The 16895-nt window shown below is 30.8% G+C and carries 16 protein-coding genes; 2 read left to right on the top strand and 14 right to left on the bottom strand.

The window, feature by feature from the left end; all coding sequences use genetic code 11:
* Positions 1–106 precede the first annotated feature (106 nt).
* The 6 genes from QZQ55_RS07990 to QZQ55_RS07965 form a co-directional block, all read right to left on the bottom strand.
* A complete protein-coding gene (locus QZQ55_RS07990) occupies positions 107–673 on the bottom strand; it encodes a nucleotidyltransferase family protein (protein WP_295092042.1) in 567 nt (188 codons plus the stop codon).
* Complete coding sequence (locus tag QZQ55_RS07985; protein ID WP_295092039.1) at positions 666–2954, bottom strand: xanthine dehydrogenase family protein molybdopterin-binding subunit; 2289 nt, start codon at positions 2952–2954, stop codon at positions 666–668. The genes QZQ55_RS07990 and QZQ55_RS07985 overlap by 8 nt, the downstream gene beginning before the upstream one ends.
* Complete coding sequence (locus QZQ55_RS07980) at positions 2951–3427, bottom strand: (2Fe-2S)-binding protein (RefSeq protein WP_022424980.1); 477 nt, start codon at positions 3425–3427, stop codon at positions 2951–2953. The genes QZQ55_RS07985 and QZQ55_RS07980 overlap by 4 nt, the downstream gene beginning before the upstream one ends.
* 1 nt (position 3428) lies before the next feature.
* A complete protein-coding gene (locus tag QZQ55_RS07975) occupies positions 3429–4202 on the bottom strand; it encodes a xanthine dehydrogenase family protein subunit M (protein WP_221711079.1) in 774 nt (257 codons plus the stop codon).
* Positions 4203–4217: 15 nt separating this feature from the next.
* On the bottom strand, positions 4218–5210 hold the full coding sequence (locus tag QZQ55_RS07970) for an ABC transporter substrate-binding protein (RefSeq protein ID WP_295092036.1): 993 nt from the start codon (positions 5208–5210) through the stop codon (positions 4218–4220).
* Positions 5211–5324: 114 nt separating this feature from the next.
* On the bottom strand, positions 5325–6737 hold the full coding sequence (locus QZQ55_RS07965; protein WP_295092033.1) for a polysaccharide deacetylase family protein: 1413 nt from the start codon (positions 6735–6737) through the stop codon (positions 5325–5327).
* Positions 6738–6906: 169 nt separating this feature from the next.
* Here QZQ55_RS07965 and QZQ55_RS07960 point away from each other — a divergent pair, with 169 nt between their 5' ends.
* Positions 6907–7221, top strand: a complete 315-nt coding sequence (locus QZQ55_RS07960) for a PadR family transcriptional regulator (protein WP_295092030.1) — start codon at positions 6907–6909, stop codon at positions 7219–7221.
* 2 nt (positions 7222–7223) lie between these two features.
* Complete coding sequence (locus QZQ55_RS07955; protein WP_295092028.1) at positions 7224–8390, top strand: hypothetical protein; 1167 nt, start codon at positions 7224–7226, stop codon at positions 8388–8390.
* A 4-nt stretch (positions 8391–8394) separates the two neighbouring features.
* On the opposite strand, the gene QZQ55_RS07950 is transcribed toward QZQ55_RS07955, so the two are convergent.
* The 8 genes from QZQ55_RS07950 to QZQ55_RS07915 all read right to left on the bottom strand — a co-directional run bounded on the left by QZQ55_RS07950 (position 8395) and on the right by QZQ55_RS07915 (position 16780).
* Positions 8395–8769, bottom strand: a complete 375-nt coding sequence (locus tag QZQ55_RS07950) for a hypothetical protein (RefSeq protein WP_295092026.1) — start codon at positions 8767–8769, stop codon at positions 8395–8397.
* A gap of 455 nt (positions 8770–9224) precedes the next feature.
* Complete coding sequence (locus QZQ55_RS07945) at positions 9225–9422, bottom strand: hypothetical protein (protein WP_217747912.1); 198 nt, start codon at positions 9420–9422, stop codon at positions 9225–9227.
* 5 nt (positions 9423–9427) lie between these two features.
* A complete protein-coding gene (locus QZQ55_RS07940) occupies positions 9428–11251 on the bottom strand; it encodes an ATP-binding cassette domain-containing protein (protein ID WP_295092024.1) in 1824 nt (607 codons plus the stop codon).
* On the bottom strand, positions 11248–13272 hold the full coding sequence (locus QZQ55_RS07935; RefSeq protein WP_295092022.1) for an ATP-binding cassette domain-containing protein: 2025 nt from the start codon (positions 13270–13272) through the stop codon (positions 11248–11250). Before QZQ55_RS07935 ends, QZQ55_RS07940 begins: the two co-directional genes overlap by 4 nt.
* Before the next feature lie 20 nt (positions 13273–13292).
* On the bottom strand, positions 13293–13616 hold the full coding sequence (locus QZQ55_RS07930; protein WP_295092019.1) for a hypothetical protein: 324 nt from the start codon (positions 13614–13616) through the stop codon (positions 13293–13295).
* Positions 13617–13740: 124 nt separating this feature from the next.
* The gene (locus tag QZQ55_RS07925; RefSeq protein WP_295092016.1) at positions 13741–14859 is read right to left on the bottom strand and encodes a hypothetical protein; all 1119 of its coding nucleotides are present in this window, start codon (positions 14857–14859) and stop codon (positions 13741–13743) included.
* Positions 14856–15539 (bottom strand): LytTR family DNA-binding domain-containing protein, encoded by a 684-nt coding sequence (locus QZQ55_RS07920; protein ID WP_295092013.1) that lies wholly within the window; start codon positions 15537–15539, stop codon positions 14856–14858. The genes QZQ55_RS07925 and QZQ55_RS07920 overlap by 4 nt, the downstream gene beginning before the upstream one ends.
* A 230-nt stretch (positions 15540–15769) precedes the next feature.
* Positions 15770–16780 carry a hypothetical protein gene (locus tag QZQ55_RS07915; protein WP_295092011.1) on the bottom strand — a complete coding sequence of 337 codons (1011 nt, stop codon included), beginning with the start codon at positions 16778–16780 and terminating at the stop codon, positions 15770–15772.
* Positions 16781–16895 lie beyond the last annotated feature (115 nt).

The following is a 16895-nucleotide window of genomic DNA, read 5'->3' as shown; positions in this document are numbered from 1 at the left end:
AGACACTAGAAGATATGTGCAGAGACACATGGAACTTTGCAAAGAAACATATGTAACACTACCGTCTCTCGAAAGAGGGACTTTTTTGATGCATCAAAAAAAGCAGCTATTGTAGCTGCTTCAGGTCTTCTTGATAATCTATATCATAGAGTTCTCTTACATTCTCTACTTGTATATATTCTACTTCATCAGGATGCTTATTTAATACTTTTCTTCCACCTTGGTCTTGTTTTAATAGAAGTAACTCAGGAATATAAGAACTCTCAAATAGAGTAGGGTTGCCTACTTTATCTTTATAAGCACAACTGGCTAGTTTATGAGTAGTATGCATGAGTTTATCGATTGTCTTCATAGAAATGTAAGGCTGATCAGCAACCATGAAGATCATTCTAAATGGCTTCTCTAACGTATTTAAATAGTTCACAGCAGCCTTAATCGAATAAGAGAGACCATGAATACTCTCTAGACATAAAATGCTGAGAGCGCCTCTTTGAGACGCATATTGTAGTATCTCATCATATTGTGATACCACAATTATATTCTTATATTTCTTTAATAATGCATCTAATGTATGTTGATATAACGGTTTATTTTGAAAAGGAAACAGCAGTTTGTTTCCTTTAAAACGTCTGCTGTTTCCTGATGCAAGATATATAATATATGTTTTATTCATCGATAGCCATGACAATCTTTTCAGGTGTCATTGGAAGATCTCTCACCCATGCACCACATGCACTGTGGATGGCAGCACATAAGGCTGGGGCTGGTGTATTGATGACACATTCACCAATAGACTTCGCACCAAATGGACCTGTCTTTTCATAACTGCTTTCAAAATAAACACGTAAATGACCCATATCAAGTCTTGTAGGAATCTTATATGTCATGAAGTTATTTTCTGTTAAACCACCCTTAGGCGAATAAGTAATACTTTCAGATAATGCCATACCGATACCCTGTACAAGACCACCTTCAGTCTGAACAGTGGCTAAGTTTGTATTAACGACAGTACCACAGTCTACAACGGCTACATAATCTAGTATTTCTACAGAACCTGTTTCTTTATCTAATGCAATTTCTGCCATACCTACCATATAAGGTGGTGGAGAAACTTTAGATGAATGAGTACATGTTACCTGGATAGGGACTGTATTACCACACTGAGAGAATGTAGCGATATCCATATGAGTAAATGATTCATTTGTAGATGGATTAACAATTGTATTGCCAGTAAATACTAATGATTCAGGATCACATTCCCACTTATCGGCAGCAATCTTCAACATGTTCTGTTTAAGTTCTTCACTTGCTTTTCTTACAGCCATACCAGTCACATAAGTTGTACTAGAAGCATAAGAACCAGAATCATATGGAGAAGCATCAGTATCTGCACCAAAGACAACGATATTGTCTACATCACATTCTAATTCTTCTGCAGCCATTTGGGCAAGAATAGTATCACATCCAGTACCCATATCTGCAGCACCAATGCTTAACATATAAGAACCATCATCATTTAACTTTAATGTAGCAGACCCAACATCGACACCAGAGATACCTGATCCCTGCATTGCCATTGCAACACCTGCTGCCTTAATACGACCATCAGGCATTACAGTATGTGTCTTACGGTTTTCCCAGTCAAATTCTTTCTTAGCACGTTCCATACATTTATCTAATGCACAGCTATCCGCAATTTCACCATAGTAGGCATCCATCTTCTGACCTTGACGTACCATGTTCTTTTCTCTGATTTCTACTGGATCCATATGTAAAATATCAGCTAATTCATTGACACATGTTTCTAATGCATAAATACCCTGAGTCGCACCATATCCACGATATGCACCAGAAGATAATCTATTTGTATAAACAACATCATAATGGAAGCGGAACGCTTCTAGATTATTTGTATAAAGAGGAATAGACTTATGACCTGATAAACCTACAGTTGTAGGACCATGTTCACCAAAGGCACCAGAGTTAGATAATGTATATATATCAATGGCACGAATAGTACCATCATTCATAGCACCAACTTTAGTAGTGACTTCCATTTCATGACGTGGACTACCAGCAATCTGAGATTCAGTACGAGTATAAATAAGTTTAGATGGTTTCTTAGTCATCCATGTAACAAATGCAGGGTAGATTTCAGTCACAAGTGACTGCTTTGCACCAAAGCCACCACCAATACGAGGCTTTTCAACACGAATCATAGACTTAGGAATATCTAAAGCATTCGCAAGAATACGACGTGCATGGAAAACAATCTGTGTAGAACTAATAACATGTAAACGACCATATGTATCAATTTCACAATAAGTTCTGAATGTTTCCATCATCGCCTGATTGACTGCAGGAACATGATAAGTACGTTCAATCACATGATCACATGATTTAAATACTTCTTCTAGATCACCGTGTGTTTCATCTGCAGTGGCTACTAAGTTACGCTTATTATCTGCCCCTACAGGACATAATGCTTTCCAGTTATCTTCAGGATGTACAAGAATAGGATTATCCTTAGCAGTTCTAAAGTCTAATACTGCTTCTTCTACCTGATATTTTACTTTAATAAGCTTTAATGCTTCATCTACTTTCTTTTCATCATAACCAGCAACAATCGCAACTGGATCACCTACGAATCTTACTCTTTGATCCAAGATCAAGCGATCATAAGGACTAGGTTCTGGATAAGTCTGACCAGCCATAGTAAAACGTTTCTGAGGCACATCTTTATAAGTATAAACAGCTTCAATTGTATCTACTGCCTTAGCTGCTTGGATATCAATACTCTCAATTAATGCATTAGCATGAGGAGAATGCACAAGCTTTACAATCAAACAGTCATGAGGTGTTACATCATCAACATAGACAGGTTTACCTAGTAATAGGTTCATTGCATCTTTTTTTCTTATAGGTTTGTTAACCTGTTTTAATTCCTGACTCATCCTAACACTTCCTTTCCATTTTCCTTGCAGTAATTAATATAGTTTCTAATACCTCTTAATTGTCCTTCATAACCAGAACAACGACAAAGGTTACCAGATAAGAATGCTCTGATTTCATCATCACTTGGATCTTTATTTTCTTCTAGTAATGCGATTGTATTCATCATAAATCCAGGATTACAGAAACCACACTGTTCAGCACCCTGATCAGCAATAAATTCAGCAAGAGGTCTTGCCTTTTCCTGTAGCCCTTCTAAAGTAGTCACTTCGTGACCTGCAGCTCTAGCTGCAAGAACACTACAAGAAAGAACAGGCTTGTTGTCTAATAATACTGTACATAATCCACAGTTACTTGTATCACAACCTCTTTTAACACTAAGACAATGTTCACTTCTTACAAAATCAATAAGAAGAGTATCAGGTAAAATACTACGAGTCATTGTTTTTCCATTTAATGTAATTGTAATTTCCATCTTACTGTGCCTCCAATTCCTTTAATGAACGTCTCATAAGAACCTTTACAAGCTTCTGACGATATTCTGCACTACCTAAGTTATTGCTTCCAAGTTTGATTTCAGAAGATACTTCTTCAATAAACGCTTCAATAGACTCATCATTTAATTCCATCTGTTTCTCATAAGCAATTGCCTTTAAAGGACGACCACCAATTACTACAGAATAAGTATCATTCATATAACTTGCACAACAAGTAAGAACAGGGAAATCAGTACTTACATTTCTCTGTGACTTATAACAAACCTTAATAGGTGTCTTCTTTACAATAACACGTACAAGAATATCAAGAGAAGGACGCATCCAAGCAAACTCTCTCATAGGCACAATACCACCGTTATATAATTCTACATAAGCATCTAATCCCATAAACATAGATAATACATCAGAGAAACCATAACGACCAAAAATAGAACCTCCCACAGTCGCACAGTTTCTAAACTGCACACCAATAATATGTTCTACACTATGCTTCATTGCATCATGTGTATAAGCATTTAATCCTTCATGAGTTTCTAACTGACGTAATGTCACCATTGCACCAATAGTAAACTGTTCATCATCTTCTTCAATAGTATCTAAATGAAGATCACATAAATCAATTGCCTTTTCAACTGATCTATTCATCATCTTCAACCATAACATACCACCTACAATAATGTTTTTTCTGTTCTGAACGAGTTCATAAGCTTCCTCAAGCGACTGAGGTCTTACATATTCCTGAATATTTAACATCTTTTTCTATCCTTTCTATTTTGTGATAAGTGATTCATCAAGACTAAAACCATAAAACTCTTTATAAAAATCTATTACATCCTTTTTATAATTCTCATATGTATAATCATGAGGATGAAGTACACATGATAGCCAGAGTGATGCAAGAATATGAGAAGGAACAGGATCCAACCATGATTCAACCACTTCAGGCATAATATAAATCTTCTTGTTCTTCACTATATCAAGTGATGAGAAGAATTCATAGTTATAAATAGAATCTTTTGAATAAGAAGCATTATGAGGCATGATCACCATATCTGGGTTTAAAGTTAATAATGTTTCTAACGCAATAGTAGGGTAGTCTACACCTTTAATACTCGCTGCAGCATTTTTTACATGCGCCATGTCTAGTATAGTACTTTGAAACATAGAAGGTGTGACAGGTTTATAAATAGACTCTTTTGAAGCAATATAAACATGCTTATTAGAAGTACCTAAACTGTTCATCTTACTCTTTTTAGTACTATAGTAGTTCTTTAACTTCTTCGCATTGTTTTGTTTACCACAAACTTTCGCAATAAGTGAAACCATGGTATCATACTTCTTTTCACTAGAAGGATCAACCACAATAACTTTTATATGTCTTTCTTCAAAATCCTCAATAAGATTCTCATTCTCTTTCATCATAAATACTACATCAGGGTCAGTCTTTGCGATAAGGCTCACATCACATCCTACCTGAGGTAGTTCTAATAAATCAGGATCAGTCTTTTGATAAATGCTTCTAGAAGAAGCATTCTTCTCTATACCAATTAACTGATCATTTACTCCTAGTGCTAAGCATGTAGAAGTTGTTATATATGAAGTGCTAACGACACGTTTTACTTGGTCTTTAATTGTAATCTGACGCCCTATCTGGTCATTTACAATAATTGCATCAGACTCTTCTTTTTTATCTGAAGAACATCCAGGTAATAATGAGATGAGTAAAAATAGACAAACAATTGAAATAATTCTTTTTTTCAAAACCAATCTCCTTACGACATAATTCAGTTTATTTTTCGAAAAAATTATATCATGAAAATATGAATAATAAACAAAAAATATAGAATAGCAAAAGAAAAAGCCTCGGATGAGGCTTTAGTTTAATACTCTTTGATGAGGTGTAAATGTTGTATCATCAATACCCTTGAATGTATAACCAAGATTTTTATAATGTTCGATAATTTTAGGTAAAGCTTCTACAGTTGTATTCTTTGCAGCTGTATCATGACATAAGATCATAATCTGATTATTACGAGAAGCAGTTGAGTTCGCAATAAGTCTTGCAGTAGGTACGTTATTACCTGATGCATCGCCACTGCTGACATTCCAGTCATAATACTGATAACCTTTTTCCTGTACCATTCTAGTAAGACGACTCATGATACCTGCAGAATAATGTCTAGAAACTGTATTAGAACTTCCTCCAGGGAATCTAATATAACGAGGAGTAAATCCAATTAATCCCTTAACCATATTACCTACATTATTTAAATCATTAAAGTAAGCATCAGTAGATGCATACACTCTACGATAATCATGACAATAAGTATGAAGACCAATTGTATGACCTCTCTTATGTGCTTCTTTAATTAAGTAGTTATATTTCTGACCATTACCAGTCACAAAGAATGTTGCTTTCGCATTATATCTATCAAGAATATCTAACACACGCTGAGTATTCTGAGAAGGTCCATCATCAAATGTAAGATAAACAACCTTTTCCCCACTTGGCGCAATCGCATTGGCAGGACGTGGATTATTTACAACAACAGTCTGTGTATACTTTCTTTCATTACCAGACTTATCTTTAGTTGTATAGATGACTTTATAAGTACCTGCTTTTCCAAAATCTACTTTACTGCTGTCTACTGTAACTTTAGGATTCTTATCAAAATCATCTTCTACAGTAATACCTTTCATGAAATCAATATTAGAACCTACAGTAGTATCATAATTCTGAAGACCTGCAAGTAATGGTGCTTTAGTATCCTTTACAACTTTCACATTTACTTCTTTTTCAGTCTTATTACCACCTTGATCTTCTACGACAACAGTAACTTTCTGTGTACCTTCTTTATCAAAAGATACATCTTTCTTAAAGTAAGTCTTAGTCTTTGTTTCATCTTTAATATCAGTCACAAATTCACTTGCTTTAACTTTAGTACCTACTTCTACAGCTTTATTCACTACCTTAAATGTAGGTTTCTTAGTATCTACAACTTCTACATTTAATACATAGTTCTTCTTGTTTAATGTATAAGTAATCTTGTACTTTCCAAGTTTTTTGACGTTAACTTTAGAATCATCTACATTCACATCACTCTTATTACCGCTTACTTTTTTAATAAATGACATAGGCTTATAAGTGGAATTTATTTCTATATCCTGTGTACTATGATTAAAACTAATAGCAGGACGAGTCATAAAATAAACACCTAAACCAATCATGAGAGCCACAATACATCCAATAAGGACATAAACTCTTTTTCTTAAATGACGTTTTTTCATTTTTGATCTCCCTTAACTTAATATCTTCAACAATTTTGTATTATATATCTAATATGTGTAATTTATGTGGAAATTAAGAAACACTTAAGAACTTTTTTGAATTATGCATTATTTCTTTACTTTGTATAACCAAGTAGTGTATACTTTGCATTACAAAGTAGGTGACATAATGGATACACAATTGATGAAAGGAATGTTGGAAGGGTGTATTCTTTCTCTTATTAGTCATAAGGAAACTTATGGTTATGAACTATTGGTAGAACTAGAGAAGTATGGCTTTGAGAATGTAGGAGAAGGGACATTCTATCCGATATTAACACGTTTGTCTAAGAAGGGATATTTATCATGTAGACAAGTGAAATCAGAAGCAGGACCTTATAGAAAATACTATAAGATCACTGATGAAGGATTAGTCTATTTGAGAGAATTTAAACATTCTTATTATAAGATAACAGGTATTGTAGAAAAGATTTTGGAGGATTAGGTATGATTGCGGAATATAAAACATTAAGAAATCAATTAACAGGAGACTATCAGGTATTCTATGACAAGGCATATCAATATGCACAAGAGAGACATTACCCAGGATTCTATGCGAATGATATACTTATGAGCTTGTTAGATTTATTAATCACAGCACAGATGAATCATAAAGAATTAAATACACTTATTAAGGAAGATCATGACACATTCATTAAGAACTATTTCCATGATCAAGGAAAGAAAACCACATGGATTAACAGTTTCTTTAAATACACAATCTTTTTATGGAACTATGTATTCTATCTTATTCTTGAACCAACATCTCATGCAGGAGGAAAAGTCGTAGAATCAATGATTGTAATCATTCTTATAGACCTTATTATGAAAAATAAGCGATATAATATTCTACTAGATTATATTGTATTGGCTCTTGTATTCATATTACCGTCTATTTCAGTTCCTTATATGATTCCTCTTTTTATAAGTATAGTTCTTCTTATTATTGGTACACTCTATCAGGTGTATTATACATATACTCATCAAAATACAATCAGCTACTATAGTGAAGAAGCACAATCACAATCTAATGATTATGTGAATGATATACTAAAGAAACAGAATGAAGAATTCAATCGTAAAAGAGAAAAACATCATCTTCCACCTCTTACTCTAGAAGAGATGAAACTCTATAAGAAAAGAAGAAATCGTAAGATTGGATTAATCATTGATGTCATTGTAGGAATACTCATCTTCTATCTTGCCTATAGAATAGGGGATTATAAAGAAAGTATGACAATGTTGTCTTATTATCTTCCTGTTTATATTATATTCAGTACAAGATATCTCTCCTATCTAGTGAATCCAAAAGGGCAGTTGATTCATATATTAAATATTATTGCGGTAATCAACCTCTATTTCTTTATTCAGGTATGTCATATCAATCATATAGTAATTCCTGTATTATGCTTAATTATCATCATGATAGAAACAGGTGCTATGATGATGATTCCTGTCTTTAATAATATATCTGAATACTTTGATCAATTAATCAGTCTCTTTTCAGTGGGTTTCATACTTGTAGAAATGAAAGTAGAGTTCTGGCTTTCAGCCATTATACTTATTGTATTGTTTGGAGCTTTAATTAAAAGCATAAAAAAACAGAAGATATAATCTTCTATTTCTTGTAGAACACTAATGTAGAGTTATTATACTTTAGATACAGTTTATTATTCTTGAAGTAATATTGAATTGTTTCAGTTGTCTGCATAGATTCCCATGAAGCAGGTGGATCAAAATCATCAAGATGATTACATTGGAGAGTAAGTGTATGATCTTTCTTGATCATTTTTCCTCTTATTACAGGATTACCTGCTTCTGCATCATACATGTTAAAAGATAAGTCTTTGTCTATATCTAATGTAAGATATGCAGTATAGATATCTTTGTTTTCTAATGGAGATTTCTCACATTTCCATTTACCTTCTAATTGTGGTGTAGTGTAACAGGCACAAAGAATAAGAGAAAGAATAATCAAACAAATTTTTTTCATAACGCAGAACACCTTTCTATAAACTACAATTTGCATATGTTGACCTTAATATGAGCATAAACTATAATAAAGACGAAGAAGGAACAATCAGCAAGTGGTTGTCCTTGGATTTTATTTGGATAGAATAACTACCTCAAAACTTTTACCAGGGAGTGAGGTAGTTATTTTTTTACGGTCTTATCTATAATGATAAGAAGTAATCTAACAACAAGTGTTAAACATGTTAACATAATCATGATTATTTCATACGTTGTCATTAGGCATCACCTCCGTTTTCAACTTAAAAGAAGAATTACGAAGGGTTGCGTACTTCGTCATAACGACCAAGGATAACCACCTACCGTATACGGTTGTTTCACATAAAAATTATATCATATAAGCACAGAGCTATAGATAAGTTATTGAGTATTGAAAAAAATCGGAGAGATGTTTTTCCCTCCGAATTTAATATGTGATTAGTTTCCTTTTCTTTTTATAAACCATAAGGAGATAATACCAAGCAATAAACTAATCGCAAAACCAATACCGAGAAGTTCATAGTTGAAATAAGAATACGTAGTATTATTCACAACTTTCACTGCAGGAGTCATACTTACAATAAGACCAGTAATAATACATCCTACAGAGACTATAATAATGGGAAGTTTTTTCATAATCTTCACTCACTTGTCTTTAATAGATTTCCTTCATTGTTTGATCTCATTAATACAATAAAAGTCAAACAAGGAATAATTAGAATAACTGAATTCACTAGGATTAAGATAGAAATAGCTTGTTCTATCATTATAGAAGGTAATATATGATATTGGAAGAAGAATAAAGATAAGACTGAAATCATAGATAGAATGATAGATACCAGACAATAAGAAGATCTTTCTTTCAATATTAATTGTAGACATTGTAATCTATTAAGTCCATTCACTAATAGTAGTGCATATTGATAGCGTCTAGAAACAATATCAAATATTCCAATAATAAAACATGTACTCATAAACATGACAAACATAATCATAGAGAACTGCTGTATCATTTCAAATCCAAATGTAGTTGTTTTATTTAATATTGCAGAAGAAACAGGATTATAGACCTTTATATCAGAATCATGTTTTTTAATAAATTCAGTGACAGATTGAATGTTCTTATATGAGTTTACTTTGATGATATAGACATTGGACTGATATGTATTGTTTTGTGTATATTGATTTACTATCTTCTGATACAGTTTTGGAGATATATAAATAATGTTTTCTGTTGTTTTTGTATATCGGTTATGAATATCTTTATCTGTGACATTCGCATTAACGAGTTCAAAAGGAATCTTATTGAAGGTGTAGGTATTACTTGTAGGTATTTGAAGAATACCTGTGATATGGATATTCTTGTTTAGTTTTTGATAGAGAGAATAAGAAATATAGACATGATCGGTATTGAGCTGTTTATTCTCAATACTGAATGATTGTTTTGTATAAGTCTTATATGTTTTCATATTCCCATAATAAGGCTGTATGACAATAGTCTCCTGCGTATTTAAGACATTCCATTGGAAGAATGGCTGAATACTTTGAACCATACTATTGTTGGATATGTCTTGAATGAGTGTTTTAGGAATAGGCTGACCGCCCATATCATAAGCATTACCACCATCTTTATAAGAAATCCTTAATTCATTATCAATTGCTTTATTAATCATAGTGTCTGTTTCTTTTTGATAATAAGCTTGAAAGCACATCATATATGTCACTATGATCATCATAATACTTATCACAATATTTCTTTTATAATGGATTCTATTGGACTTCTCAGCCTTTAAGTAATAGGTAACAGGATTTGTATGAATATGTTCTTTAGGTTCTATTTTATTGATCTCTGTATAAGATTCTTTCTTTAATATGATTTGCTGGTGCTCTATATGGTAATGTATATCAGCAATCTCCAACATCCCCATATCATGTGTCGCAATCACAACTGTCTTATGATATTTATGACATAATTCATGAATAATCTTTCTCATATGTTCTCTATTGATCGTATCTAGATAAGCGGTAGGCTCATCTAGAAAGATAATATCCGGATTCTTCATCATACAGCATAATATAAGTAATCTTTGTTTTTGACCACCAGATAAAATATCTACTTTTCCATTTAAATCAATATTTAAATCTAATTCATCCAATAGCTTCATCATTTGATCTTTATGAAATGGAACTTCAGCAAGCTCACTAAATAGTTGAATATTCTGTATTGCTGTTAAATCATCAAATAATCTACAATCCTGAAATACAAAACCATAATCATTACTGTCGGTATAAAACTCATTCTTGGAATAATGTGTTAGTCCTGCAAGTTCAAATAATAAAGTAGATTTACCAGAACCACTTTCACCAGTAATTACAGTAATTTGAGAAGACGGAATACTTATATTCTGGTTCTTAAACAATATATGATTCTTAAAAGATAGATTGATATTCTTCATCTCAATCATAAATCCACCTTCTTTACAAACCATTGACTATAACATATATATGAGAAACAAATAACTAAAGTCACACCTATTTGAATAATCATAAAAAGTAATAAACTCATAGTCATTGACTGACGATTAATCACAAAGAAACCAATTTTTCTTGCGATAAAGAAACCAGGAATACTTAGTAATAGAGATAAGATGGACTGTACAATCATATTATCATTCATTAAAGAACAAATCGTTTGATTCTTTAAACCATAAACCTTCAACAATTTAATTTCATTTTTTCTATCATCCAATGCATTCATTTGTACAAGAACATAAAGGAATATTGCGACTAATATCACTACAGCCATAAAAATATATCTTCCTTTTCTTTCTTCCTTATAGACATCAACCATATCTGTCACTGAATTATATTGATCATAAGTAATGAAATTATTAGAAATCTGAGATATTTCTTTTTCAACACTTTTTAAGTTCTTAATACGGTTTACTTCTACAACATAATTTTTACTTTGATAAGGAGTAATAGTTGCATTGTATTCTTTGGCATCTAGTAAACTATCAGGAGTCTGGTTATTGTATTGATTTAAAATAGTATAGAATGATTTGTCATTCATAAGTACAACATATCCAGCACTAAGAAATTCATTATAATAATCATCTGTTGAAATAATATGATTGATTTCTATTTCAAGATTTACTTTCTTAGTAAGAACCTGTGATAAAGTACCCAATGTTTTAGAATCATCAATTTCACATTGATAAGTATATTGCTGTACTGGAACATATACATCTATAGATATTTTAAAGTTCTTTTCTTTTTCATCTATACCTAGCTTTCTTGCGAATGATTGACTAATCGCATTTCCTTTAAGTTCTTTTCCATCTACTTTAATATTCTGGAAAGAGTAATAGGGAACGACCATTGGACTCCCTTCCTGAAAATAATCAAACTGTGTTTTACTTCCTTGATAATAAACAGTACCTTTACTCACATCTTCCATTTGATTGATTGTATCAAATACATCAAATGGATAAACACTCTTTACATGTTTGATTGATTTAATACGATTCAATTCCTCAGTACTTATATCAAGATTTACCTCTGCATCACCGATATAATAACTATCTACGCCATTCGCAATATAAGAATCATTCATCTTACCTGTATATAATTCTGCTTTATTGGCTTGTTTTATACCACTTGATAACTTATTTTCCTGTAATAGACTATCACTTACGTTAGTAGAAATAGAGATTGTCATAATAAAACCTAGTAGTAATACAAGAATAAACTGAAACCATTGTCTTTTATTTTTATAGAAGAAGTACTTATGATAACTGTTGATGTCTGACTTCTTCAGTTGAGTAGTTTGATTTATTTCATCTATGTTTTGATCGCATACAAGAATTCTATTTTCTATTCTATAAGTAATGTCTAGATGATTTATTAGATATTCATCATGAGTTGTAATGATAATATATTTGTTTTCTGATTTTAGTTTTTCGAGTAATTGAAGTACGATTTCTTTATTTTCTTGATCTAAAGAAGCAGTCGGTTCATCAATAATAATGATGGATGCATCTTTATACATGGATAACGCTATTAAGAATCTTTTTCTCTGCCCAATAGATAAAGAAGAAGGATAGCAGGATGGATCTATAAGATCCAATCCTACTAGATGAAGCATATTATTCATTTTGGTTTGATCATATTGGCTTTCTTGTAGGTGATTAATAAATTCAAAATGTTCATATACTTTCATGTTATCAAAGAATGTCCCAAATTGATCAATATAAGACACCTTATTTAATAGATAATCTTCTTTATTAGAATTATTGATAGCTACATTATCTACATAAAGAAGATTATCTTTGTACTGGTATAATAATGATTTTAGGAATGTTGTTTTACCACATCCACTTTTGCCAATAATACCAGTGATTCGACCAGGACATGTTTTAAAATGAGCATCATTGAATATGACTTGATTACCAAAATTTATATTTAAATGTTTCATCTCAATCATAGTAAAGCACCTCTTTCTTATTAAAATTTAATTGTTGATGTTTTTGTTTGTTTAGCATCACCTAATTTTCCGGTGATTCTGACTTTAGCTGTTTTGCCACTATCTAAATTTTCTGTTTTTTGTGTACCGCCAATAATTAAGTACTTAGTTGTGACAGTACTTCTTGCTTTAGAACCTGTACAAGTTCCTTTATGTTCATTAATTGAAATAATTATGCCAGATGTATCGCTGGTAGTATAAATTGGAACATTTCTGTATTTTGTTGCTGCGTCTGCGCAACAGATAGAAAACATTAAAATAAATGCAAGACTTAAAGCTGAAGCAAAAATGTTTTTTAATTTCATAATTGTTATACCTTATTGCTACTATGATTTTTCCTCCTATTTCAATCATACAACCTTTGAAAAAATAAATAATATCTTGAGGACGTTTGACCGATTTATGAGGATAATAAACAAAAAATACCTGTCATGAAACAGGTATAAGAGTAGAGATATAGAGTGATGCACCAGCATGCTGTACTTGTAAGCTTCCATGATATTTATGCAGTATTAATACAAGAGTATCATATTTCATTTGATTGATTCTTTCTTTTGCATCATTCATATACAATGTGATTTCAAAAGCACATTGGTCTTCCGTTATTTTTACTTCTAATTCATTATTTTCCATGCAATCTATTGCGATATCAAACAGATAATTTATAAGGATATTCAAATGTTCATCCTCTATAAATGATATATCCTGAATAGATACAATGATAGCAGGTTTAATGTTGTTGAGTTTGAGCTGTTCTAATTTCATATTAATAAATGAATCAAATAGCTTATTACCAGATATGATCAGCATGTTATGATCGTTGAGAGAATCTATTCTTTTGTCTATCATCTCATTCACATTTTCAAATTCTTTTCTTTTTACATATTCCTTCATCTGAAGGTAATCGTATTTTAAGTCATGTCTTAGCTTATAGAGTTCATTGTTTTTCTTTTCAATGAAGGCATAGTTTTGTTGATCATTCTTAAAATGATCAATAGCCTGGTTAAGAAGCTGTTGTTCATGATTAAGTTTGGTATATCTAAGGAATAAGTAATAGGAAATAATGATAGTAATCAAAAGGGTTATAAGAATAATGAGATTACAGTTTATGCCTAATATATTAAGAAAGTCATTATAGAGAATATGATAAATACATAGAGTACTTAAGGATATAGCCATAAGTAATCCCCAATAAAGATTCTTATTATCGATAGGGTAAAGCTTTTGAATAATAGCGAATGTGGAGATAATAAGAATATAGATGATTAATGAAACAATAGGGGATATTGGTATTAGAACAACTAAATTCTTTATAACAGTTAAGAATGAAAGATAGAAGATAATTTCTGATAACAGCCTATCTGAATAATAATAGAATAAGAAGCATAAAGATTCTATTAACAAGAGATCCTGTAATAGGGGATGACTTGTAAATACACTAAGAAGACAATTGATCAATAAAGAGGCAATAAAAATAGCTGTTTTATTTGTTCTAAGGAGATATGTCAGTAATGCTTCTATACAACAAAAATATAAGAAACTCATCATTGCATGTACCTCCTGTAGGCATGATATTTTTCAATAATATCTTTTGATTTTCTAGAGACATTAAATGTTTGACTGTTCATAAGAGTAACATTTTGATTATTGATTTTAGTAACATATTTAAAATTAATAATGGTATATGAGTTTATTTTATAGAATGCTACATTGGAACATAACTCTTCAGAACATTTCTTTAATGTTGTGTATTGAACATATTCATTATCTTCTGTGTAAAAGGTACATGTATTTCTATGGGATTGAACATAGATGATATCCTTGAGATTAATGTATTGATTGTTTTTCTTATCAACGAGATATTGTTTATGGTTTTCAGCCTGATCTTTATCCATTTTGATAAATAGTCTTTCTAAATCATCTTCATAAGATGTTTTTCTTATAAAGAAGTAAAGCGCAATATCAAAACAATCATAAACAAGTGTTTCATTACTAGACATGAATATGATGCGTGTATTCTTATTATCTATACTTTTCGCAATAGTGATACCATTATCCTGCATTAATAGAATATCTATAAACAAATAATCATAATCTTTTAATTGAAGTGATTTGAAATCATTATTAAATACATCAATACTACTTTTACTAAAGCATGTATTTTCTTCTATCTTATTCTTTATGACTTGGCTGAATTGAGTATCATCATCTATTATTCCTATTTTCATCTTATGTAGCTCCCAACTGAATATGTACATTATTAATTGATGTTTCTATTGTATCACGATATTGGGGTTATAAGAAAAAACTACAATACTAAATTATGTATTGTAGTTCCACAATCAGCTAAATTATTATCATTTGGGATTAATATTTTTTATATTTTGCTAAACTATCTGGTTCTTTTTCTTGTCCGCACAAGCAGTAGTATAAAATTACGAGTTGACAAAATATAAAATCAATCATCCATTTCAAATAAAAGAATTTCAAGATTTAAATGTTTTTCTAAATCATTTTTTAATCTTTTCATAAGAGTTGGTAAAACATTAAAATAGTTATGTTCTATTAAATAGTCATGGAACATATGTACTATTTCAATATTTTCTTGAAAGTCTAAATCAATACTTTCCTTCATTGAAACAACATCTTCTTGATAGATTTCATCAAATCCTATTAAAAGGGGTTCTATTGAACTTCCATAACAAGGATATTGAATACCTACATAATTTACTTTAAAATCAAATTCTTTTATTTTGTCATTTATGAAATCATAAATACTTTGATAATAGATTTCTTTTGCTCTTTTATAAGAAAAATGAGCATCTCTTTTTTTATATTCAATAGACACAAAGTAACTTTGATTCAAAAACTGAAGATAATAATATTCTGTTTTTCTTTGCTTATCATCAACAATATTAGAAACAGAGAGCATGATATTATCTATAGAGAAAATTTTTTCATCATCTTTATTTTTAATATGAATATTTTTTTGAAGATAATAAGAATAAATTATTCCGTTATCTTTTAAAAAGACTTGTCTAAAAATAAACTTTATTTCATTTTGTTCTTTTATTAAAAGATACTTACGTAAATTTGTATAAACAATAGCAATAGAAGGACTGATCCATTGATACTTCTCATCATTTAAAATACCGTAATAACGATGAATATGTTCTATAAAATGAGCCTCATTAAATACATATTCTCCTAGTATTTTTATCTTAGGATCTAACAAATCATTATTTAATAAAGCCACTTCATACATTTCATTTTCTAAATAGAGATATAAACGATCAACAACATTTCCTTTTTTTCTTAAATAACACTGATTATCCTGTCTAAAACCATATTCATAAACATCCTGTCCTTCTTTTCTTGCCAAGCGACAACTATAAATTCCTTCAAAAACTTTTTCATAGATTTCACTTTGCTCAATATAAGATTTTGTCCCTTGTTTAATCTTTTTCATCAAAAAAGGACCTGTATATAATTCTCTATGATCTATAAGATATTCTTTGAGCTTTTCAAGTGCAAAAGTCAATATAAAAATGTAGGTTTAGGACAATATAAGAATGTAGGTTTTC

The organism is uncultured Catenibacterium sp. (assembly GCF_900540665.1).
Lineage (GTDB): Bacteria > Bacillota_I > Bacilli_A > Erysipelotrichales > Coprobacillaceae > Catenibacterium.
This window is presented reverse-complemented; position numbering and strand designations above follow the sequence as displayed.